At 32.4% G+C, this 20945-nt stretch carries 27 protein-coding genes; 1 reads left to right on the top strand and 26 read right to left on the bottom strand.

Annotated elements, in window-relative coordinates; genetic code table 11:
- Window positions 1–192 precede the first annotated feature (192 nt).
- From MXE27_RS08810 to MXE27_RS08825, 4 genes are all read right to left on the bottom strand, one after another.
- Window positions 193–687, bottom strand: coding sequence for a hypothetical protein (locus tag MXE27_RS08810; RefSeq protein ID WP_248612058.1), 495 nt, complete (start codon window positions 685–687; stop codon window positions 193–195).
- Between the two features lie 15 nt (window positions 688–702).
- Complete coding sequence (locus MXE27_RS08815; RefSeq protein ID WP_248612059.1) at window positions 703–1326, bottom strand: energy-coupling factor ABC transporter permease; 624 nt, start codon at window positions 1324–1326, stop codon at window positions 703–705.
- Between the two features lie 67 nt (window positions 1327–1393).
- Window positions 1394–1825: a hypothetical protein gene (locus MXE27_RS08820; RefSeq protein ID WP_248612060.1), complete on the bottom strand. Its 432-nt coding sequence runs from the start codon at window positions 1823–1825 to the stop codon at window positions 1394–1396.
- 593 nt (window positions 1826–2418) lie between these two features.
- Window positions 2419–3219: a nicotianamine synthase family protein gene (locus tag MXE27_RS08825; RefSeq protein ID WP_248612061.1), complete on the bottom strand. Its 801-nt coding sequence runs from the start codon at window positions 3217–3219 to the stop codon at window positions 2419–2421.
- A 315-nt stretch (window positions 3220–3534) separates the two neighbouring features.
- On the opposite strand from MXE27_RS08825, the gene MXE27_RS08830 reads away from it, so the two are divergent.
- A complete protein-coding gene (locus MXE27_RS08830) occupies window positions 3535–4101 on the top strand; it encodes a GNAT family N-acetyltransferase (RefSeq protein WP_248612062.1) in 567 nt (188 codons plus the stop codon).
- Between the two features lie 220 nt (window positions 4102–4321).
- Here the strand turns inward: MXE27_RS08830 and MXE27_RS08835 are convergent, their stop codons facing one another.
- The 22 genes from MXE27_RS08835 to MXE27_RS08940 all read right to left on the bottom strand — a co-directional run bounded on the left by MXE27_RS08835 (window position 4322) and on the right by MXE27_RS08940 (window position 20899).
- Entirely contained in the window at window positions 4322–4603 is a 282-nt protein-coding gene (locus tag MXE27_RS08835) for a DUF3194 domain-containing protein (RefSeq protein ID WP_248612063.1), read from the bottom strand.
- A complete protein-coding gene (locus tag MXE27_RS08840) occupies window positions 4604–4969 on the bottom strand; it encodes a prefoldin subunit beta (RefSeq protein WP_248612064.1) in 366 nt (121 codons plus the stop codon).
- A 26-nt stretch (window positions 4970–4995) separates the two neighbouring features.
- Window positions 4996–5268 carry a KEOPS complex subunit Pcc1 gene (locus MXE27_RS08845; protein WP_248612065.1) on the bottom strand — a complete coding sequence of 91 codons (273 nt, stop codon included), beginning with the start codon at window positions 5266–5268 and terminating at the stop codon, window positions 4996–4998.
- Window positions 5265–5756: a Brix domain-containing protein gene (locus MXE27_RS08850; protein ID WP_248612066.1), complete on the bottom strand. Its 492-nt coding sequence runs from the start codon at window positions 5754–5756 to the stop codon at window positions 5265–5267. Before MXE27_RS08850 ends, MXE27_RS08845 begins: the two co-directional genes overlap by 4 nt.
- Window positions 5757–5796: 40 nt before the next feature.
- Entirely contained in the window at window positions 5797–5928 is a 132-nt protein-coding gene (locus MXE27_RS08855) for an Rpo12/RPC10 RNA polymerase subunit family protein (protein ID WP_248612067.1), read from the bottom strand.
- A gap of 1 nt (window position 5929) precedes the next feature.
- Window positions 5930–6199, bottom strand: coding sequence for a 50S ribosomal protein L37Ae (gene rpl37A, locus MXE27_RS08860; protein WP_248612068.1), 270 nt, complete (start codon window positions 6197–6199; stop codon window positions 5930–5932).
- Window positions 6200–6494: 295 nt separating this feature from the next.
- Window positions 6495–7283 (bottom strand): exosome complex protein Rrp42, encoded by a 789-nt coding sequence (rrp42, locus tag MXE27_RS08865; RefSeq protein WP_248612069.1) that lies wholly within the window; start codon window positions 7281–7283, stop codon window positions 6495–6497.
- A 1-nt stretch (window position 7284) separates the two neighbouring features.
- A complete protein-coding gene (gene rrp41 / locus MXE27_RS08870) occupies window positions 7285–8004 on the bottom strand; it encodes an exosome complex exonuclease Rrp41 (protein ID WP_248612070.1) in 720 nt (239 codons plus the stop codon).
- Window positions 8001–8960 (bottom strand): exosome complex RNA-binding protein Rrp4, encoded by a 960-nt coding sequence (rrp4, locus tag MXE27_RS08875; RefSeq protein ID WP_248612071.1) that lies wholly within the window; start codon window positions 8958–8960, stop codon window positions 8001–8003. The genes rrp41 and rrp4 overlap by 4 nt, the downstream gene beginning before the upstream one ends.
- 51 nt (window positions 8961–9011) lie before the next feature.
- Window positions 9012–9707, bottom strand: coding sequence for a ribosome assembly factor SBDS (locus MXE27_RS08880; protein ID WP_248612072.1), 696 nt, complete (start codon window positions 9705–9707; stop codon window positions 9012–9014).
- A gap of 3 nt (window positions 9708–9710) precedes the next feature.
- Window positions 9711–10463 carry an archaeal proteasome endopeptidase complex subunit alpha gene (gene psmA, locus MXE27_RS08885; protein WP_248612073.1) on the bottom strand — a complete coding sequence of 251 codons (753 nt, stop codon included), beginning with the start codon at window positions 10461–10463 and terminating at the stop codon, window positions 9711–9713.
- 135 nt (window positions 10464–10598) lie between these two features.
- On the bottom strand, window positions 10599–10991 hold the full coding sequence (locus tag MXE27_RS08890) for an Rpp14/Pop5 family protein (RefSeq protein ID WP_248612074.1): 393 nt from the start codon (window positions 10989–10991) through the stop codon (window positions 10599–10601).
- Between the two features lie 55 nt (window positions 10992–11046).
- Entirely contained in the window at window positions 11047–11769 is a 723-nt protein-coding gene (gene rnp3 / locus MXE27_RS08895) for a ribonuclease P protein component 3 (protein ID WP_248612075.1), read from the bottom strand.
- A 113-nt stretch (window positions 11770–11882) separates the two neighbouring features.
- A complete protein-coding gene (locus MXE27_RS08900; RefSeq protein ID WP_248612076.1) occupies window positions 11883–12302 on the bottom strand; it encodes an RNA-binding protein in 420 nt (139 codons plus the stop codon).
- Between the two features lie 116 nt (window positions 12303–12418).
- The gene (locus MXE27_RS08905; protein WP_248612077.1) at window positions 12419–12964 is read right to left on the bottom strand and encodes a 50S ribosomal protein L15e; all 546 of its coding nucleotides are present in this window, start codon (window positions 12962–12964) and stop codon (window positions 12419–12421) included.
- Window positions 12965–13254: 290 nt separating this feature from the next.
- The gene (locus MXE27_RS08910; protein ID WP_248612078.1) at window positions 13255–15297 is read right to left on the bottom strand and encodes a histidine kinase N-terminal 7TM domain-containing protein; all 2043 of its coding nucleotides are present in this window, start codon (window positions 15295–15297) and stop codon (window positions 13255–13257) included.
- A 113-nt stretch (window positions 15298–15410) separates the two neighbouring features.
- Window positions 15411–16091, bottom strand: coding sequence for a DUF4332 domain-containing protein (locus MXE27_RS08915; RefSeq protein WP_248612079.1), 681 nt, complete (start codon window positions 16089–16091; stop codon window positions 15411–15413).
- A 194-nt stretch (window positions 16092–16285) separates the two neighbouring features.
- On the bottom strand, window positions 16286–16606 hold the full coding sequence (locus tag MXE27_RS08920; protein WP_248612080.1) for a carboxymuconolactone decarboxylase family protein: 321 nt from the start codon (window positions 16604–16606) through the stop codon (window positions 16286–16288).
- A 156-nt stretch (window positions 16607–16762) separates the two neighbouring features.
- The gene (locus MXE27_RS08925) at window positions 16763–18865 is read right to left on the bottom strand and encodes a heavy metal translocating P-type ATPase (RefSeq protein ID WP_248612081.1); all 2103 of its coding nucleotides are present in this window, start codon (window positions 18863–18865) and stop codon (window positions 16763–16765) included.
- 141 nt (window positions 18866–19006) lie between these two features.
- Window positions 19007–19957 carry an SPFH domain-containing protein gene (locus MXE27_RS08930; protein WP_248612082.1) on the bottom strand — a complete coding sequence of 317 codons (951 nt, stop codon included), beginning with the start codon at window positions 19955–19957 and terminating at the stop codon, window positions 19007–19009.
- A 36-nt stretch (window positions 19958–19993) separates the two neighbouring features.
- Window positions 19994–20422, bottom strand: coding sequence for an NfeD family protein (locus MXE27_RS08935; RefSeq protein ID WP_248612083.1), 429 nt, complete (start codon window positions 20420–20422; stop codon window positions 19994–19996).
- Window positions 20423–20458: 36 nt separating this feature from the next.
- Window positions 20459–20899 carry a universal stress protein gene (locus tag MXE27_RS08940; protein WP_282731561.1) on the bottom strand — a complete coding sequence of 147 codons (441 nt, stop codon included), beginning with the start codon at window positions 20897–20899 and terminating at the stop codon, window positions 20459–20461.
- Window positions 20900–20945: the final 46 nt, after the last annotated feature.

Here is a 20945-nt window from a genome sequence, read left to right on the forward strand (position 1 = left end):
GAACAGTTTTGGGATAAATACATTGGGGTATTAGATTTCTACCAAGTATGCCCTTAGGAGAAATGATTCATTTGAATCAATTTTTTATTAAACTTCATTTCATATAAATGTAATTATATTTCTATAAAAAGTATTACGAAAAGGAGGTTATTAAAAAATTGTTAATAAAAAATAAAAAATACAAGTTAAATATCACGCACTTTTCTTTTTCATCCAGAAAACACCACCTGCCAATCCCCCTATTAAACCAATAACAATTCCTGTGATGAATGGAGTTAAAAAGCCACTGCTAGTATTAGTATTTTTTGAAGCTGTGGAATTAAGCAAAATTAGTCCATTTTTAATGTCCATCTCATCTGAAGAGCTAACAAAAATTCTACCTGAAACCTCAGGATGTTTTGATAAGAAATCAGTTACTGTATCTTGATAGGCTACAACCAAGATTGTCTTATTAGTATTATTTATAGCATGTTCTAATTCATGTAATACGTCATCTCCAGATTTAAAATTATAAACAGAAACATTCAGTCCTATATCATTTGCTAATTTTTTAGCTGGAACTCCTGTCGAATTATCAGCAATGACAATCATTGTTGCATTCTCTGGAGTTACGTGCAATCCATGAGCATTAACCGTGGATATCATTCCTAAAACAATTATCAGAATACAAACTAATTTAATGTTCATTAAACATCCTCCTTTTTAGATTTTAGTAATTTTTAACATTTCAGGTTTTACTTTGCCTATAAATGATACTACGAAGACAGTCGCAGTTCCTTCGATAACTGCAATAAATAGATAAAATGGTAAGAGAGTAGCCAGTAGCAGATCTAATGTGGCAACACCTGCAAATAGTAGTATTAAAATATGAGTAATGGTGGCCATTGCTATTCCCATTAGTGTCCCCGCAAAAACACCTAAACGTTCGTCAAGGTCCGAAGTCAATGTATAGAATATGTAAGTAGAAAAGCTAAGTACTACTCCCATAGTTAATGTATTTCCTCCTAATGTGGTAATCCCACCCATTCCCAGGATGAAAAATTGAATGGTTAAACAAATAAAGGCAACCAAAACACCTGTTAAAGGACCTAATATTATGGCTACCAAAGGAATAAGGAAAAAATGCATGGGTACACCAAAGGGTGAAGGTACCGATATAGATGAAGCCGCGACTGATGCAGCAGCAAGTAAAGCCGTTAAAACCATTCTTTTTTGATTATCTTCAGTTTTTGATATTTTATATGAGTATAATGCCAGAGCAATGAGAACAATTACCCAGTAAATAGCTGCCTGCCATAAAGGTATAATTCCATCAGGTAAATGCAATAAAAAAACCTCCATTTAATGTATAATATGATTAATCTTTATTCCGATATTAGCATAAATAAAAATTTTATTTCAATATACCTGCTTTAAACAGACCAACCATAGCTGCAAATCCTACCACAAAAACACCCATTATTGTCAAAATACTCATGACTGGATTAGAAGAATTATCTGTGGAAGTGGCATTAGTTTGATTATTTGTATCATTCGAATTATTTTGGGAAGTAGCAGTATCATTTACACTGGATTGATCAGTTGCATCATCAGTAGAATCAGACTGTGAAGATCCACTGCTTCCCTGATTACTGGAAGAACTACCACTACTTGATCCGCTTGAACCATCAGAGTTACTGTTTTTATTGTTTGTAGTTGTACTTTTTTTATTATTATTCTTCTTGTTGCTATCACTGGTTGAATCTTGGTTAGATTCTTGTTGATTAGTATCTTCAGTAGTTACCTCATCATAATATTCACCATGCCCTGGATGGGCGATGACCATTCCACTCCCAAATATAGCCAATGCCATGAATGAAATAAGAATTATAGTGATTCTTGTTTTATTTTTAATATAATCAGCCCCTAAACTTCTTTATTGAAACAATAAATGTATCAACATCATATTAGAGTAATACAATAAATAAGTTTTATGTTATTACGAAAATGAGGAAATTCGAGAAAAAGTAATAATTAATTGATATTAATCCTATTAAAATCAGGGATTTATACATTTATTCTATAAAAAAGACCAGGAATAATCATTAGAAATATATTTAAAAAATTCAATCCATAATTTAAATAAATAAATCAGTCTTTAATCAATTAAGAATTCCAATACAGCATAAATAAAAAAAAATAGTTAATGTAGGGAAAGAACCAGTAGAGATAATAAATCCCTACCGGATCATACAGAGGGTAAAAAATGGCTTAAATTAGTATTACCCACAACAACTTAATTGTTATCAGTTGTAATGTGATATAATTCTTATTTAACACTTTCTATTTATTTTTTATTATTAAAAATTAATGCAAAAAACAAGAGTTAGTAATAAATTAAGAATAAATCATATTCTATCAATAAATTCTAGCTAAAAATTATTCTTTTTTGATTAAAATAGAAGTATTGTTCACTTTACCTGAAGGTAAAACTGTGGATTCTATTACAAATCCCAGAACATCTTCTTTCGTTACAGGAGAATATAGAATAGCCCTCATGCCAGTGTAAGTTCTGTAAATTACCCTAGTTTCTTCACTGATTAATAAGCGGACATTTTTAAAAACTCTCTTTTTTGGTTCTGCCAGAGCAGCCACCAACACTAGATCAAAATCGATACCAGAAAGACTAGTCTCATCACCACATAACACTGAAATCTCTTCATTTAAGTCCATTTTTTTTAAAACATTCCTCGAAATATCAGCAACCTCAGGGGATCTTTCAATGCTAACCCCCTTAATCCCATAAAATTTATTAATTAATATTAGAGATAGTGGAAGGGGACCTCCTCCCACAAAAACAACCCTATCCTCATTAACATAATGCGCCAGATGAGCTTCATTTCGAATTAATTTTTCATATCGATGAAAAAAATGAAATGACTCTAAAGTTTTCCAGGGGCTATCTGAATTCAAGATTTCATATGCTTTCTCAGTCTCCAGCTTCATTCCAATATCCACATAAAATTTCCGGATAACTTTTAATGCATTAGCCATTCTTTCATTATCTAAAATATGTTGAGCTGACTCAAAATCTATAGTTTTATCATGAGCTATTTCTTCAATATCATCTAAAAGAGGCAATATTTTTTCTAACGGCAAATTTTCAATGGTGCATTCATCATATTTTTTCAGGTTTTCTGCAATCTCCGAAATTTTTTTCCAGTAAATGTAACAACTCATAATGATTCCTCAACTAAAATTGAATAATTTTTTTAGATTAATGCTCATCACTATCTAAAATAAATCAAAGATTCTCATTTTTATAACGCAAAGTCTAAATTTTTATTTCGTACTATCTATGGATATTATTAATAAAACATCTATTTTAAAATATTTAATTCTGTTTCATGAACCCCTTAAATAAAAATATATATCTGGTTGGATTAAAACTACTTATTAATATAAAAATATTCATGAGTATTACAAATCTTGAAAAAACCCAGCAAAAAGTATTATTGGTGAGGGATTATTATTAAAGAGTTTACCATCAAAATCATGGAAAAATCAGATATAGACCTATTCAATGTGCGAGAATTTCTTTTTTCACTGATTAAACAGGAATTTGGGTATGGTTATGTTCCCGAATTCCATGAGGACATAATAAATCTTGAATCGTTTTATATAACTCCTGAAAAAAATGCATTCATAATTGCCATAGACAACGAAAAAAAGAAACTAGTCGGTACTTTGGGCGTAAGAAGCTATGATAAAGATTTTGAATCTTTTAAAGATAGATACAATCCCTCAAAAACAGCAAGTTTCTGGAGAACATTTGTACTGAGCCACTATCGTAGGATAGGTTTAGCATCTTCTCTGGTAAAATTTGGAGAAAATTTTTGCCATGACCAAGAATTCCATGAAATTTATCTGCATACACACAAAATAGTTCCAGGGTCTCTCGAATTTTGGATGTGTAATGGATATAATATTATTGAAGATACTCAAAATGAAAGAGGAACAGTGCATATGGAAAAAATACTAAGTAAACCAATAAACTACTCAAAAGGATTATTGAAACAGAAAATTTCCTCAAAATTTGAATACAGGGCATCTATACAATAAAAAAAGTGACTGAGCGAAAGGATTGTTATAGATGCCCTGGAGTACTTTAGGAATCATGCCAAGATTTATGGCATAAGCATAGGAGGAAACCAATGCTCATGTTAAAGAAGGTGCAATTAGTATAAATACTTTTTGAAAAAAAAGTATTACTTAATTGTTAAAATACTTAAATATCGTATTAAAAATTGAGAAAAATAGTTTAAATAAAAGAAAAAATTAATTAAATTCGGTAATGATCATCTAAAAATTTGTCCAGTGAATTATGGGCAAATTCTAATGCTTCATTGACAATTTCGGGGTCCTGATTAGATAACTGGTCTAAAAAAAGCTCAATTGATATATCAACAGAGAGTTCTTCACTATATGATAATTCAACCTTTATATCAATGTCAGAAATCTCTTTTTTAGAAACTTGACCTAAAATGAAGTTTTGAGTGGTAGAAGAAATGAAATCTGAAATTTGATCTAAATCTTCTTGACTCAAATTTTTGAGTTTTTTCAATTAATTACCCATCCCCGGAGTTAATCCAGCGCCCTGCATAGCTTCTTGTAATGATGCCTGCATTTCCTGGAGTTTACTCATAACTCTTTCTTCTTGTCTTTGAATGGTTTTTTCTCTAAGTTGTAAAGTTTCAACTTTATCTTCTAACTCAGTATTAATCTCATCTTTTTGAACTTTAATTAAAAGATTGCCTGCAGTTTTGTAAACATCAGCATCGTCTGCAGCTTTTTTAAGTTCTTCTAAAGCTTTTTGAGATTCCTGGATTTGTAATTCAACAGTTTGTTTCTGCATAGAAATTGCCTGTGCTTGTTGTTGTAACTGTTGGAATTGGGCCAATTGATGTTGGATATTTTGTGGAACTTCCATTGTATTACCTCATTTTATTAAAATAATTACTTTTTATTTTTAAGATTTAATACATCTAATGATAATATAATCCATTTTAGAGATGAGTTTAATGATGCTCTGAAAGAGGTGGCATCTGTAGCTTTAATGTTAATATGAATGTTATTTCCTTGAAGATCCATAGTCATAGATGATCTTTGAGAAGGAGAACTAGAAATCTCAGGTTGTACAGAAGTGAATATAAGTTCTGCTTGTGTTGGATTATCAAATTCAATTAGTATTTCACTTTCAACATACTTTAAAGGAGCAGTTGCATTCAAGCAGCACCCTCTCCTCTATTAAAGTTTTTTATAAAAATCTTGAAGCCAGTAGATATCCCACTGGAATCAAAAAATTCCAAGATTGCTTTATAATCATTATCAGATTTCTTTATCCATAAAAAATCCAATTCTGATTCATTATCACTTTCAATATTAAGAATATCCCCTAAAAAACATAGGTCTTTAACATCACATTTATACGATAAATGATCTTTATGTATCTTGATCCTTTTTTCAGGAAGAGCAGCATTTAAAGTGATGTAAATTATCTCAGAACCATCACAATCATAAAAAGTTATTTTACTGGGATTACCGTGTTTTTCAAAAACAACAGCAATAGTATCATGGTTTAATTGAGAAGCTTTTAAAAGCACATCTCTCATGCTCATTTTACCCCTGTTTACATATTCTGAATTTAAAACCCGGTGAAGGGTCTGACAAAACGAACGTGTTCTGCTTCCAGGTTTTCTAGACGTAGTGATGAGCATTGAAACTCTTCCCAAAGTAGAATAATAAAGATAAAATTTATTATCTTGCTTTAATATTCCTTCTTACAGTAGGAACTTCTTTAAATAGAATCCTATATCTGCATCGTGGACATTTATTTTCCATGTAACCTTTAGGATCAATTACAGCTCCACATTCAGCACATTTATACAACTCATAAACCTCCAACAATCCGTTTTATATTTCTAGTAGCAGTCTTTCCCATAGGTGTAACTGGGGCATATGCACCGCCAGTAAAGACAGTATTGCATTTTCTGCATTTCCAGATTCCAGTACTTACTCTTTTAACATGAGGTCTGTCACATTTAGGGCAAACATGCTTCTTTTTCATGTTTTCTTCAATTTGTTTTACGGTTCTTTTGGCTTTTCTACCGTATCTAGCCCCAAATCTTCCTGTAATACCAACTTTTTTGGTTCTTGCCATTTATATCACTCCAAGTAAATTTTACGATTTAGTGGTTTTTAGGATAATAATTATCCCGGATAGATTAGCATACTATAAAATTGCATCTATCTGTTATTAGTGAATTAACACTGAAAAAACTGACAATAACTGAGTTAATTGCAGTCCAAGTAAATTATTTTAAACAAACTTTAGAAATCATTAGTTTAAAAAAGTTACTCATAATATTTAGATTAAATTTTTGTCATATCGACAATTTAGATATATAAAATATAATTAAAGCAATATTTAAATGTAAGGTTTAAAGAGTAGATGATTATGGTAAGTTTTTCATCAACTCTTTAGATTTTTCTTCAGTTGTTTTTACTGCTTTTATTATCTCATCTTTAGTGAGTGGTGTGGCACCACCTTTCTGCATAGCACATATCTGTCCTGATTCCGTAATTCCAATAGATATTCTAGCAGAAAGTATATTTTCTTCATCTAATGCTGGATCAATGATCATCTGCTCACCTATTTTGGCAAAAGTACACATTGTAACTTTATCCCGAATAGGTAATGGTTCTAAAATATCCTTATTAATTACAATTTCATCATTTTCCACGGTAGCTTTAGGTATTTTTGTATCTAATAAAGCAGCAACAGTTCCTAAAACAGCCGCATCAAATAAATTACCATCATAATCAAGAATATGCAGGTCAACAAATATCAACCAAACTTTTTTGCCTTCGATGATGCACAGCTTCTCCATATCAACCATTCGACTTTCGCGAATACATCTGTCTGTCACTCTAGCTAATTCAACTGAGCGTTCATCAGGTGGTCCTGGTTCAAATGTAGGTGAAGCCATAGGTAAAAGTTCCGAATTGGTCATAAGTACACCAACATTAGGAGTATCAGAGAAAGGTTCTCCAAGTTGTGACTTAGTACCGACAATTATTTGAGTATTTCCGATTTTTACACGTGCAGATCCTTCAGCTTTGGAAATAACCCCAGTTTCAAGCGAAATTTCCCTATATTCATCCAAAGCACGACCATCAGGCCTTTCCATATTGTTTATAAGATTAGTAATGCTTTTACGAGTTATCTCTGGAACAACATTCATCTTACTCACCGTACCTGTTTTTTAAGGCCTCTTTTTGAATTTTACTAATTTCTTGACAGCCTTCAATAGCCAGATCAAGGGCTTTTTCAAATTCTTCAGTGGTAAGATTGCCATCACTCTGTAGGAGTGTTACCTCACCGCTGCGTGGCATGATTGCCACCGGAACATCAGCTTGACCGTCTTTATCTTCTACTTCTGAGAGATCCAGTACAACTTCATCATTTACTTTACCGGCCGCACAAGCCACAACCATGTCTTTCATAGGTATACCAGCGTCAGCTAAGGCTACAGAAGCTGCAGTAATTCCTGCACATCTAGTTCCCCCTTCAGCCTCTAATACTTCTATAAAAATATCTATAAGTGATCTAGGATACTTTTCAAGAAGTATAGATGGCTGTAAAGCTTCTGAAGTAATTTTTGATATTTCTACCGATCTTCTATCTGGCCCTGGTCTTTTACGATCGTCCACAGAAAACGGGGCCATGTTATATCTGCACCTAATATTGGCCCTATCTGGACGTTGTAATCTCCGAATATGTGATTCTCTAGGCCCATAAACTGCCACCAATATTTTATTTCCACCAAATTCCAAATACGCTGATCCATCAGCTCTTTCTAAAACACCTGCTTCAATTTTCAAGGATCGGAGTTCATCAAATGATCTTCCATCATCCCTTGATTTAGAAGTTGAATTGTTGTCTGTTGTGATGATAATAATCACCTCTTAATGAAATTTAATTTAGATTCAATTAGATCACGAGGGAGATTTTTATTTGCTTTATTTTCCTCATTGTTAGAAGAATCTTCAGAGTTGTCCTGAGACGTTTTGTCTCCTCCCTCTTTTTCAACTGTTTCTTCTTGATCTTCAACAACTTTCTCTTGTTCTGCAGCTTCACCTTGAGATTCAGATGATTCTTCTTCAGTCTTGCTAGAAACTTGAGATTCATCATCTTTTGATTCTTCCAATGACTCTGTTTCAGAAGTTTCTTCTTCATCAACCTCAATTTTCTCGCCAGTTAACTCCGCAAGCATATCTCGAACTCTATCAGTAAGTCCAGAAGTGTGAGCCTCATCTTCAATCATTAAAATGACTTTTTCAGCAATTCTTTCCATATCACTTTGGCCATTAACCCATACCACTCCATTTTGACCAACGACAATATCACAGCGAGTTTTATCCTTGATCATATTAATCATGGATCCTTTTTTCCCAATTAACCTAGGAACTTTAGTAGGAGTGATATTTATTAATATGCCTCCTTTAAATTTGCCCAACCCTCTGCCTTTGAGTCCTAATTTTACTTTTTTAACTTCGTCTACATCAATTACTCTTAAAAATAAAACATCTCCAATGTCAAATACTTTCTCCAGTTCTCGTTTTTCTTTCCCAAACACTTCTGATGCAGGTAACAATCCCGAGTAAGGTGAGTTTATATCTAGTCCCCACATTGAAAATCTAATATCAGTAATCTCTCCAATAACTACATCGCCCCGTTTAGGAACGTATTTACTTTGTAGAGGAATTACACTAATTTTTTTATTTCTTAAGGCAACCAAACCTACAACAGAAGAGCATATTTTGTTTTCTTCCTTAAAGGTTCCTCTGCCAGGATGATAATCATCCTCTGCAAGTACTTCACCAGGAACCACAAGATCCTTGTCTTTTACTAATATCACATTATGCCTCCTTTAATTATGAAGGCCACATAAAATAGGGAAAAGAAGAAGTTATTTGATAACCTTGGTTTCAACATTTCCACCTGTAAGCTCACTCATTTTTTGATAAAAACTATCTTGAAGGCCTCCAGGTATCTCCACCACTGCTATCCATGACCCATCTTGTTGCCATTCTTCTTTAATGATTTTTCCAAACTGAGAAATAGTACTATAAGCACCACCTGCAGATTCTCCAGGCATTCTCATAGCCACTTTAACCTTTTCAAAACGTATTGGAATTTTTATCCGAATGGCTTTTAGAACAATATTTACCTGTTCGTCAACAGTTTTAAATGGATCAATATGAACTTTTGCCTCTTCCATGGCCTTTTCAATTCTCCTTGGGGGGTGAGGAAGTCCAGTTTGAGGATTTATAGCTTCTCTAGCTATAGTACTTACAATTTCTTTGTGTTTCTCCTCAAGCATTTCTCTGCGTTGTTGAGCAGTGAGTTGGATCTGTCCTTTCATGATGATTGCTGCTGCAACCTCCAGATGATCCGTGCTTTGAAATACTTTGTTCATTCCTTCCTCTGATGCTTTATCACCCTTTTTAGCATCTTTAAATACTTCTTCTACTGCAAGGACACTTTCTATATCAATTTCAGATCCTTTTTTAAACTCAGCAGATAAATCAGGGTCTACTAAAATCTCAAATCGTTCCCCATGAGATTCTAAACGGGCAATTACTGCATCTTCAAGGTTAACCATGTTTTACTCCTCTTCTTCCTCTTCTTTCTCCTTTCTTATGAGAAGTTCTTCAACATGATCTTTAATTTCATCTTCAGATAATTTTTTATATTTCTTATTTTTTGCATCAATTACTGCTATTTCCACGCTTTCAGGGGTTGTTTTACCTTCTGTAGCCTCGTAAACTGCATCTAAAGCAAGTTCTATCGCTTCAGTTAAGGTCATGTCATCCCTGTATTTTTTTTCAAACTCTTCCATGGCTACTGGTCTTCCAGCACCAATAGCAGTAGCTTTATATTCAATTAATGCACCACTAGGATCCGTTTCAAATAAACGACATCCCTTACCATTTACTCCACCAATGATAAGAGCAGATCCAAAAGGCCTAACCCCACCATGTTGAGTGTACATCTGTTTCATATCACAGATTTTTTTAGATAGGGTTTCTACCCTTATTGGCTCATTATAAGTTATTCTATTAACTTGAGCTTCTATTCTGGCTTTTTCTATAATTGCTCTTGCATCTGCTACTAAACCAGAAGTAGCAGCACCAATATGTTCATCAATTTGGAAAATTTTTTCAATTGATTTAGGCTCAACCAGTTTGCTAGTGGGTCTCTTGTCCACCACAAGCACTATTCCTTCGCTTGATTTAACACCTAATGAAGTTGTGCCTCTTTTTACTGCCTCTCTCGCGTATTCAACCTGGAACAATCTTCCATCCGGACTGAATACAGTAATGGCCCTATCATATCCTGCACTTTGAAGCGGTTGCATAGGTATACCTCTCTTTTTTTTCTTCTATTTATGAAAATAATTTTTAAGAATTTGATTTTTTAATAAGGTAATTTATTAAAAAACCGATCTGTCCACACTATAATGTATTAATTCGTCTATTCTGTGTAATTTATGTTAGTTTCTTGGTTTAATAAACTTTTGCGTTGCTGAGCGAATAGTGCCAGATAATCCCAAAGTATAAAAAACCACTCTCTTACCTTTATATTGGTGAGTTAAGCACATAGCCGCCCTAACTTTTTCTTCATCTTTCCGGTTGCACTGTAATATACCCTTCATATAAAAATCATTATTTTTATAATTATTCCCTTGGTCAACAGAAGGGCAAGTCCATAACCTCATTAGCCACAAGCGAAATCTACTGGTTTCACATTCTCCATGTAATTTCAAACAGGAATCCCATATTATAGAAACCAAATCATCTCTATTAATAGATTTTTGAGAAATGACCTCAAAAGCAATGTATCTTTTTGGGCCTCTGATTGTAGGGGGAAGTATTTTAAGTTTCATTGAACCATCTGCAAGATCAATTATAACATTTAACGGCGTATATATTTATAATAAATTATCCAACTACTTTTTTGACTCCACCAATGACCATATCTCCTCTATGTTTATTGTAATCCATGATAGAATGAGGAACTTTGGATAATGCTGAAATGGATTCTTCATGATTAAGGCCAAAGCACTGGGCAAGCGCAATTAAATCTCTGGGACTTCGAATATCATAGAAAGAAGTTGCACCACTGGTAATTATAAGTGGAAAACCAAATTTTTTATGCAGTTTTATTATTTCTCTAAAATGGGCTAATAATTTAGATCTTAATGTTAGCCATGATTTTAAAATATCAGATATATTAAGTTCTACTGCCACATTATTTTTAGCTGCTTCTTTAGCCAGAACATGATTAATTCCACAATCACGTCGTTTGTAATAAGGCCTTGAAAGAATATCCAACTGAACATTTTCACATGCAGCCCTATTGATCTTTAAATCTCCTCCATGAACCAGTAAAAGATCAGTTTTATTTCTAAATTTTCTGACTTTTTTTTTAAAATCTTCGGGATTTTTTGGATATAACTCTAATCCAGGATCTAATTGAAATGGTGTTTGTGAAACTTCAGAATTTATTTGGTCTTTAATTTCATCCAAATATTTAATATTTTTATAATTATCAATAGAATAACTTATTGACACACCAGAATAACCTAAGTATGCTGCTTCTTTTATAATGCTGTAATCAGTTTCGGGATTTCTTCCTTTCAAGTGTAAATCATAAAATTTCATGATAATATTCCTTAATAGTAATTACCAATGGTTATCTTTATAATGTATTATTTGAATTTGTTTAAAACAATTAATATAGATAAAATAATTGAATATAGTTACTGAATTTATAATCAACCTAAAATATCCTGTGCAATTTTAATTGCAACCTTCTTTTTTGCAGGATATGCAGCAATTTTTATTCTAACATGGATAGAATCTCCATGTTCCACAATTTTCCAATTGCCGTGATAAGCTTCTTGTTTATTAAATCGTAAAAATAAGTTTCCATTATCATCCATCTTTCTTTCTAAATCGTGAAAAATTGATTCTTTCTCTTTTTCATTGATATTTTGTAATCTTTGAATGAACTCTTTGATTTCTCTTTTTTTATCGATTTTTTCCTTTAGAATGATAACGGGATTTTTATAATAACCTTCTGTTTCTTCCCTTTCAAAGGAAATATTTGGAAATAATGTTATTAAAGCATCTTTTATCTTATCCTCGTTTTCAGTTCCATGAACAAAAACCCTATAAGAAATATTGTGAATCATAATAAACCTTTAAAAAATGTTTGATTAAATAATATTATCAATAATAGAAATTAATAGAATAGATGACTCAGATAGTTTAATAAGGAAATAAGAAAAGAATAAGTAATCTTAAAAGATTATCTTATTTTTTCTGAGCCTTTTCCTTTATTACGGAGCCCTCTGGTTTTTTTACCTTGGCTAGTTAAACCACGGAATGCTCGGCCTTTGTGCTGTCTTTCACAGATCCAGTTAATTTTAGGATCATTTTTAATGACAGGATGGTTTGGGTCTACCAATATAACTTCGTAGAATTTGAATTTACCATCAGCCCATACCCAGTATGAGTTCAGGACTTCCATATTCGGGAATTTTTTAGCGACTCTTTCTTCGGCTATTCTTTGTAGGTTCTTTTTTGGAGTTATTTTCTTAACACCCATTCTTTTAGGCCTTCGACCTGCTTTGAATCGGGTTTTTCTCCTTCCACCACGCCTAACGCGTGTTCGAACAACTACATATCCTTTCTTAGCCTTGTAACCTAGTGATCGTGCTCGATCAATTCGGGTTGGTCTGTCGATTCTCTGAATTACGCTTTCCTTTCTCCATTGAGGAGCTCTTTCCCACATAAGTTCCCTTACATAGGAGTTGTCTGGATTTTTCCATGCATCTTTGATATACTTATACATAAATAAACACCTCTTTGTTCAGCTTGCGCCACATCCATGGGACTATGTCCCAAAAAGAGTTTTCACTCGCCAAAATTGGCGATGGTTAATATTGATATTATGAGCATAAAAAGGTTTTCCTTACCCTAAATATTTTCTAGTTGATAAAATAGGTATTTGAGTTTTTATTTAAATTAATTATAATTAACGAATTCACATATATAATATTACGCAAATCTGTAAAAAAGAGAAAATATCTGAATATTAACCTTATTTTAAAAGTATACAGGCGTTGGGGAATAATCTCTAATTCATTCTGGAACAACTGGCTGTTCTTTGAATCTTATTTCAAAATGAGTTCCTTTAGATCTATCTAAAGTTACCTTGGCACCAATTTGTTCCGATAGATTGTAAATTAGTTTTAAACCTAATGAATCAGAATCTTCATAATCTAATCCTTCAGGGATGCCAACACCATCATCACTTACAATTAATCTGTATCCAGAATTATCTTGGTGAAATTTAACATTCAAATTACCAACCATATCGCTAGGAAATGCATATTTTAAAACATTAGAAACCAGTTCATTAAGAATTAAGCCTAGGGGTATGGCAGTGTTTATATCCAGCATTACTTTTTCAACTTCAATATTCAGATGAATTTTACTGCCATCCCTAACATAACTACGAAAAAGATCCATGGTTAAAGCCCTGGTGTACTCTCCAAATTCAATCCTTTTAAGGTCTGTTGATTGATATAATCTTTGATGAATAAGAGCCATAGATTTCGCCCGGTTCTGACTCTCTTTAAAAATATTTAATGCTTGTTCATCTTTTATATATTTGGACTGGAGATTAAGAAGACTTTGAATAACCATTAAATTATTTTTTACCCGATGGTGAATCTCCTTCATCATCAAATCTTTTTCATTTAAAGATTTTTTAAGCTGTGATTCTAGTTTTTTTCTTTCGGTTATATCTCTTACCACAATTTGAGCAGCAGGCTGATTATTGAATATTATTGGAACATCACCAATTTCTATATCTTTCTCTTCACCGTTTAATGTAATTATCCTCTCTTCTATAAAATCTAAAGACTTTCTTTCTACTAAAACTTCATTTAACCTTTTTTTTGAAATTTCTTCAAAGTCAGGGTGAATGAAACTAAGAATTTCTTTTCCAATTAATTCTTGAGAACTTTCGGCCCCTAAAAGAATTGCAGAAGCATTATTAGCAAATACAATCTTGTTATCTATAAGTACTGCGATCGAATCAGGAGAAAGTTCGGTTAAAACCTCATAACGATCTTCAATATTACTTAATTCTTTTTCAACAGTTTTCCGACGAGTAATATCTTGAATAACAATTAATTTGCCCAGTTTATCCTGGTTTTCACAGATGGAAGTTAATTGTACTTGAAGCCAGAGATTCCAAGGTTTTCCTAAGAATATTTCTTTTTCTGAGAGTTCTCCATTGTAAAATGTATTTAGGTCTGGAAGATCAGTAAATACATCCTCTGATTTTTTACCAATGCTTTCAGAATATATTCCCAAAAAACGTGAAGCTGAGTTGATTTCAACCAGTATATCTTCTGCATCAAACACCAGAAAACAATTTTTCATACTTTTAAATAGTACCTCATGAACAATAGGGCGAATATCTAGAAAATTAAATAAAAAAATATCAATGGAAATCAATATTCCCGAAAATGCAAGGCCGAACGGAGTTATGTCCAGCCCAGCAATTGGAAGAATATCAGAAATATAAAGAAGGCTGAAAATTATAGGTGAAAAGCCACTCAATAATAAAAGGTAAATTTGAGACCTATAAATTTTTGAAGAGCTAATTAAAGTCTGGAATAATATTGTTACACCCAACAAAATCATTATGAAACTATATAATATATTTAGCCAGAAAGCAGGCCCATGTGCATATATCAAAAGCGCACCAGGCACATCTGAAGTGGGTGTAATGCTGGGCCAAACTAAGTTATGCCATGAATTGGTGAAAGCCAAAACCAATACAATTAATGGTATTATCATTAAAAGTCCAATATTTTTGGGTTTTAAGTATTTTTCATATCGACTATAACTTAATACTACAATTAACCATAATGGTGCAGCAGTTGTAACCCCAATGTAACTTATTTGTATCCAAATAATTTTCAAAGACATTTCTATGGTGAAAAATTCCATGGCAGATGCGAAACACCATACAAATGAAGATAACAAAAGCAAACTAAAATAAACATGCATTCTGGAAGAACGTTTTTGAAAACTGTAAATTGACAAGGACAATACGATTACTGCACTTATTAATAATACAGCCCCATATGGTGAATATTGAAAGTTCATGATTAATAACAACCAGTCAAGGATTATATTAATAATTGAATTGTATGCACCCATATAATATTATTCATCCTACTAAATAAGTGCCTATACAATTTTTATGTGTTAAACATAGGTCAATAACTTATTGATTTAGGTAACTTTTTTGCAAAGTTTATACAATATTCAATATCTTCCAAAACAAATTTGGCTCGAGTATAATTTTTATCCTCATTTAAATGAATTAATTCATTAAAGAGATGTTCTGGTGAATCATTTGACAGTTTATCAATATTATCTGTTCCTGTTTCATAAATCATTCTGGCAAATAATGGCCCTACCCCTCCACAGCGGAGCAGATCAGCGAGTTTTACCAGTTCCATGAGTGATTCTAGGGGAACATTTGTTTTTTTTGATAGTTCTTCCCGTTCACTTTGCGTTTTAGAAACCTGGAATAGTTGTTTAGAATTTTTGATATTGAAATCAGAGAGATTGTCCACATAATCTTGATTAACTCCAGATATGTCTTTTAAATAGACAGGTTTTGGTTTATAAGCCATGATATGTCTACGCTGAATAGTTAAATATTCAATAGATAAGCCGGTTTCATTTGAAAATTCTACAATTTTCTTTTTAGTTTTTATTTTTGATAATAGATCCTCTAAATTAGTTATTTTTAAAGACCGGAACAAATCAAATCTCTCTTTTAGGTTATCTTTTAAAATGGTTCTTCCAGGGAGTACCCGGGCTGATTCTAAAATTTCCTGATAATCGCTTAATTTAAAATTTTTTAGATTAACATTGTAATCATCTTTCATATACTCACCGGATTTTAATATCATCTAATTTAAAGTCCATCCACAAGATATTTGATACTTTCTCATCGGCTGTGTTTAATTAATTCATTTAATAATTCAAATCAAAGGCGATTAAATTTCAATTAAGTGAATTAATGACTTTTTCAATTAATTCAACTTTTAATCTAAAAAAAATAATATGTGAGATATTTGTTTTAGTCTACTATCTCATAGAGTATTTTCATAGCTTTGACAAAAGGTGGGTTTCCAGAAGTTAGAAGAACTACTCGTAGAACATCCACTATTTCATCTTTTGTGACATCAAATTCTCTCATGGCACTCATCATTTGTTTTTTCATGGCACGATCATCAGAATTAGCAGCAGTTATACCTAAAGCAATTAGTTTTTGAGTTTTATAATCTAAAGACTTACCCGTATATGCTGCTTCATTCAAAGTCACAACGGCATCATATAAATCAAGATAATCTTTTTTTACATGAGCCATACCTTTTCCATAGAAAACATCTTCTTTCATTAAATCCCTCCTATTTCTACCAAATTAATATATGTTTAAAATATTATTTAAATATTGGATAAAAATATGATTTCCAAATTCTATTAAGATTATAGGCTCCTATAAAACCCCTTACTCTTTTTTATAAAGCAAATGGAATATTATAATAGCCATCATCTATTTTTTAGACCTTTTTCTTCCAATTCTCAATGCATTCAAAATAACAGCTAAACTAAGCCCCATGTCTCCAATTGCTACTGCCATCCATAAAGTAACAAATCCCATAACAGAAAGAATAGCAAAGGAACTTTTAATTATAATGGCTACAGTAATATTCTGTTTAATTACGCCCATGCTTTTTCTACTTAAATCAATTAAATAGTCTATTTTTGAAATATCGTCCTGCATTAAAGCTATATCTGCTGCTTCAATAGCAACATCTGAGCCAACAGCCCCCATGGCAATGCCCACATCCGCTAAGGCCAAAACTGGAGCATCATTCACTCCATCACCAACCATAGCTACTTTTTTATTTTCTTTTAGAAGATTTTCAACCATCTTTACTTTATCTTGAGGCAATAAACTGTAATGATATTTGTCCATACCTATTTTAGAAGCTACAGCTTTTGCTGTGCCGGGATTATCTCCAGTAAGCATTAAAGTTTTAATATTTCGATTTTTAAGAGATGTTATTGTTTTCTTTGATAATAATCTTATTTTATCCCTTAAACCTATAACCCCAACAATATGATAGTTATTACCAACAAGAACCACTGTTTTACCTTCACTTTCCATTTTTCTTACAATTTCAACAGGAAAATCAATATTTTTATGGAAAAGACTTTTTTTACCTATGAAAAATGTATCACCATCAATTATGCCTTTAAGGCCTTCACCAGTTAAAGATTCAAAATCTTTAACTTCTTTAATGGGTATTTTTTGATTACTAGCCTGGTTCACTATGGCCTCTGCTAAGGGATGTTTTGAATTGGATTCCAGTCCCGCGGAAATCCCTAAAAGTTCTTTTTCAGAGAAATTATTAAAAGGGATAATATCAGTCACTTCAAGATTTCCTTCGGTTAATGTTCCTGTTTTATCAAATACAAATACATCCACATCTTGCATTTTTTCGATGTATTCCCCGCCTTTTATTAAAACACCATTATTGGTTCCTGCAGTTATAGCTGAGACCATAGAAATGGGTGTTGATATTGCCAGAGCACATGGACAGGAAACTACAAGTAAAACTAAGGCCCTATAAAACCAGGTATCAAATGGTAATCCTAATAAAAAAGGAGGTATAGTGGCCACAGCAACAGCAAGTAAAATTACAGCAGGAGTGTAGTAATGGGCGAATTTATCAATAAATGCCTCTGTTTTGGATTTCTTACTTTGAGACTCTTTAACCATTTGAATGATTTTGGAAATTAATGTCTGATTGGATCTCTGGGTGACTTTTACTTCCAAAAATCCATCAATATTTAAAGTTCCTGCAAAAACCATATCTTTTTCAATCTTTGTAACTGGCATACTTTCACCAGTTATTGTAGCTTGATCGAGAGATGATTTACCTTTAATTACCACCCCATCTAAAGGTATTTTATCTCCAGGTCTTACCAAGATAATGTCATTAATATTTACTTGATTGACTGGAATTTCTTCACTTTCACCATTCTTTTTTAAAGTAGCAGTTTCCGGAGCTAATTTTAATAGATTAGAAATTGATTTTCGTGCTCTCTCACCAGCGTAAGTTTCTAAAAACTCAGCTAAAAAAAATAAAAATACTACCGAGGCACCTTCTGCCCCCTCGCCAATAAAAAATGCCCCTACAACCGCTATGGTAATTAGAAGATTCATAGTGAATTTTCCTTTTAAAGCTCCTTGCAATCCTTTCTTGATTATTTCTAAACCAGAAAGAACCACCACCACCAAAAAGAATAATTCGGCGAGTAGTTTCTGACTAGTGAAGAAATCTAGATATAGTCCCAGAGATAATATCAGGATGGATGAACAAATAATCAAAAGAGGTGTTTTTTTCCAGTCTTTTTCTTTTTCTTCAAAAAGGTCATCACCACAACCACAACTGCAAAAATCGGATGAATTATCTGTTTTGCAGCTTTTTCCAGATGTATTCCCACAGCCACAATCCTCATCATTCTCATCATTCATGGAGGAATAATCCTCACATCCACCATTAATATTATTATAGCTTTCATTACAATCACAAGAGTGCGGATTTTTTGAGTTTAAGTCTTTTTCATCGTTATCATTTTGAGCCATAATATAAACCTCCACCCCACATATCTGTTCATATGAACATCTATTCATACAAATATATAAAGTTTTTTTATTTGACTAAAAAGATGCAAAACGATTAAAAACAGAGAATTTATGATTAAAAATAAAAAGATTAAAAAAGGATTATTCCTTTTTAGTTTCAATAAGTGACGAGTTTTCTATTTTTTCAGAATTTTTGTCTTTGGAAAATAATTCACCTATACCTGCAATTGATCCTAAAATTCCAGAAGTTTCCATAGGGAGCAGTATTTTTGTAGCCTTACCATCAGCTACTTTTTCCAGAGAATCTAAATATTTAATAGCTAGTAAATCATTGGTAGGATTACCCTCGTGAATGGCATTAAATACATTCATAATGGCCTGGGCTTCACCCTCAGCAATAGCAATTTCCTGATATTTATTGGCATCTGCAACCTTTTTAATAGATTCCGCTTTACCTTCAGCTTCCAGTATAGATGATTGTTTATCACCCTCAGCTCTTTTAATTTCTGATTGTTTATATCCTTCAGCTTCCAAAATAGCAGCTCTTTTCATCCTTTCAGCTTTCATCTGTTTGGACATGGCTTCTACAATATCTTTAGGAGGTTCAATTTTCTGAATTTCAACTCTGACAACTCGGGTCCCCCATTTATCCGTTGCAAGATCAAGAACTTCTCTTAATTGAGTATTAATCATTTCACGAGAAGTTAAAGTTTGATCCAGCTCTAAATCACCTATTATATTCCTTAGATTAGTTTGAGCAAGTTTAGTTATGGCTTGATAAAAATCAACTACATTGTAAACCGCATTAAATGGATCCACTACTTCGTAAAATATAACACAGTCCACTACCACAACTGTGTTGTCTTTAGTAATCACTTCCTGTGGAGGGACATCCACTACCTGTTCCCTTAAATCAACCTTCTTTATGGTTTCAACAAATGGAACAATGATAATTAACCCACTTTCAACAGTGCGCTGATATTTTCCTAATCTCTCCACAACACCCTTCTCAAAAGGCCTTAATATTTTGACACCTTTAAATGCCATTACTAAAAGCACTAATAAAATCAATCCAATAGTAAATATATCCATTATAATAACCTCCATTTAATAATTAATACTATTAATTTATTCATTGTCAAGTGTTTTAACACAAAGTTTTACACCTTGCACACTTTCAATTTTAACCAGTTCACCTGTTTGAATTTTTTGTGGTGCAACAGCTCTCCAAACATCACCATCAACATCCACCAGCCCACCTTCGTGCTCAAGAATTTCTTCAATCACTATCGCTTCTTTGCCAATTAAGCGATCACTAGCTGCTTTTTTTGGAGATTCGCTAGTAATTCGTGCAGCAAATGGTCGTGATATCCCTAGTAAGATCAATGAAATTATTATAAAAGCAACAAACTGTATCATCGGGTCAAATCCTAAATAATTCAAAACCGCAGTTATAGATGCACCAATACCAAACCATAAAAGGAAAAAACTGGTGGTGATCATTTCCCCTATAAAACAAATTGCTGCTAAAGCAATCCATATTTTTATATCTATCATTATATCTCCATTTGAAACTGTAGAATAAAAAAAATATTATATAACACTAACTGGGACCTCGGCATATCTCACAACTTTTTCTGTAGTACTACCCAGAACCAGTTTTTCAATTCCATGTTTACCAGATTTACCCATTATTACATGATCAATATTTTCTTCTTTTATTGTTTTGAGAATAACTTCTGCAGGTTTACCCTCCTTAATAAGAGGGATAAAATTAACATTAGTACATTTACCTTCACATTGATTATCTTCCAATTTTTGTTTAAAATGTTCCAATGTAATTTCACCTTCTGCTTTTAATTCTTTTTTCAGTTCATCATAAAGATCTTTTTGAGGCAGTGATTCTAGATAGGAAGTATCAATAACATACAAAACTATTATTTCAGCAACTTTCAGACCTAAATCAGAAATTGCATATTTTCCTGCCTTTTCTGATGGTTTGGAACCATCTATAGGTAAAAGTATTTTCTGCATAATAATTACCTCCTCTTATTTGTAGAGTATTTTATATTAACCATTA

The sequence above is a fragment of the Methanobacterium alcaliphilum genome (genome assembly GCF_023227715.1).
Classification (GTDB): domain Archaea; phylum Methanobacteriota; class Methanobacteria; order Methanobacteriales; family Methanobacteriaceae; genus Methanobacterium_E; species Methanobacterium_E alcaliphilum.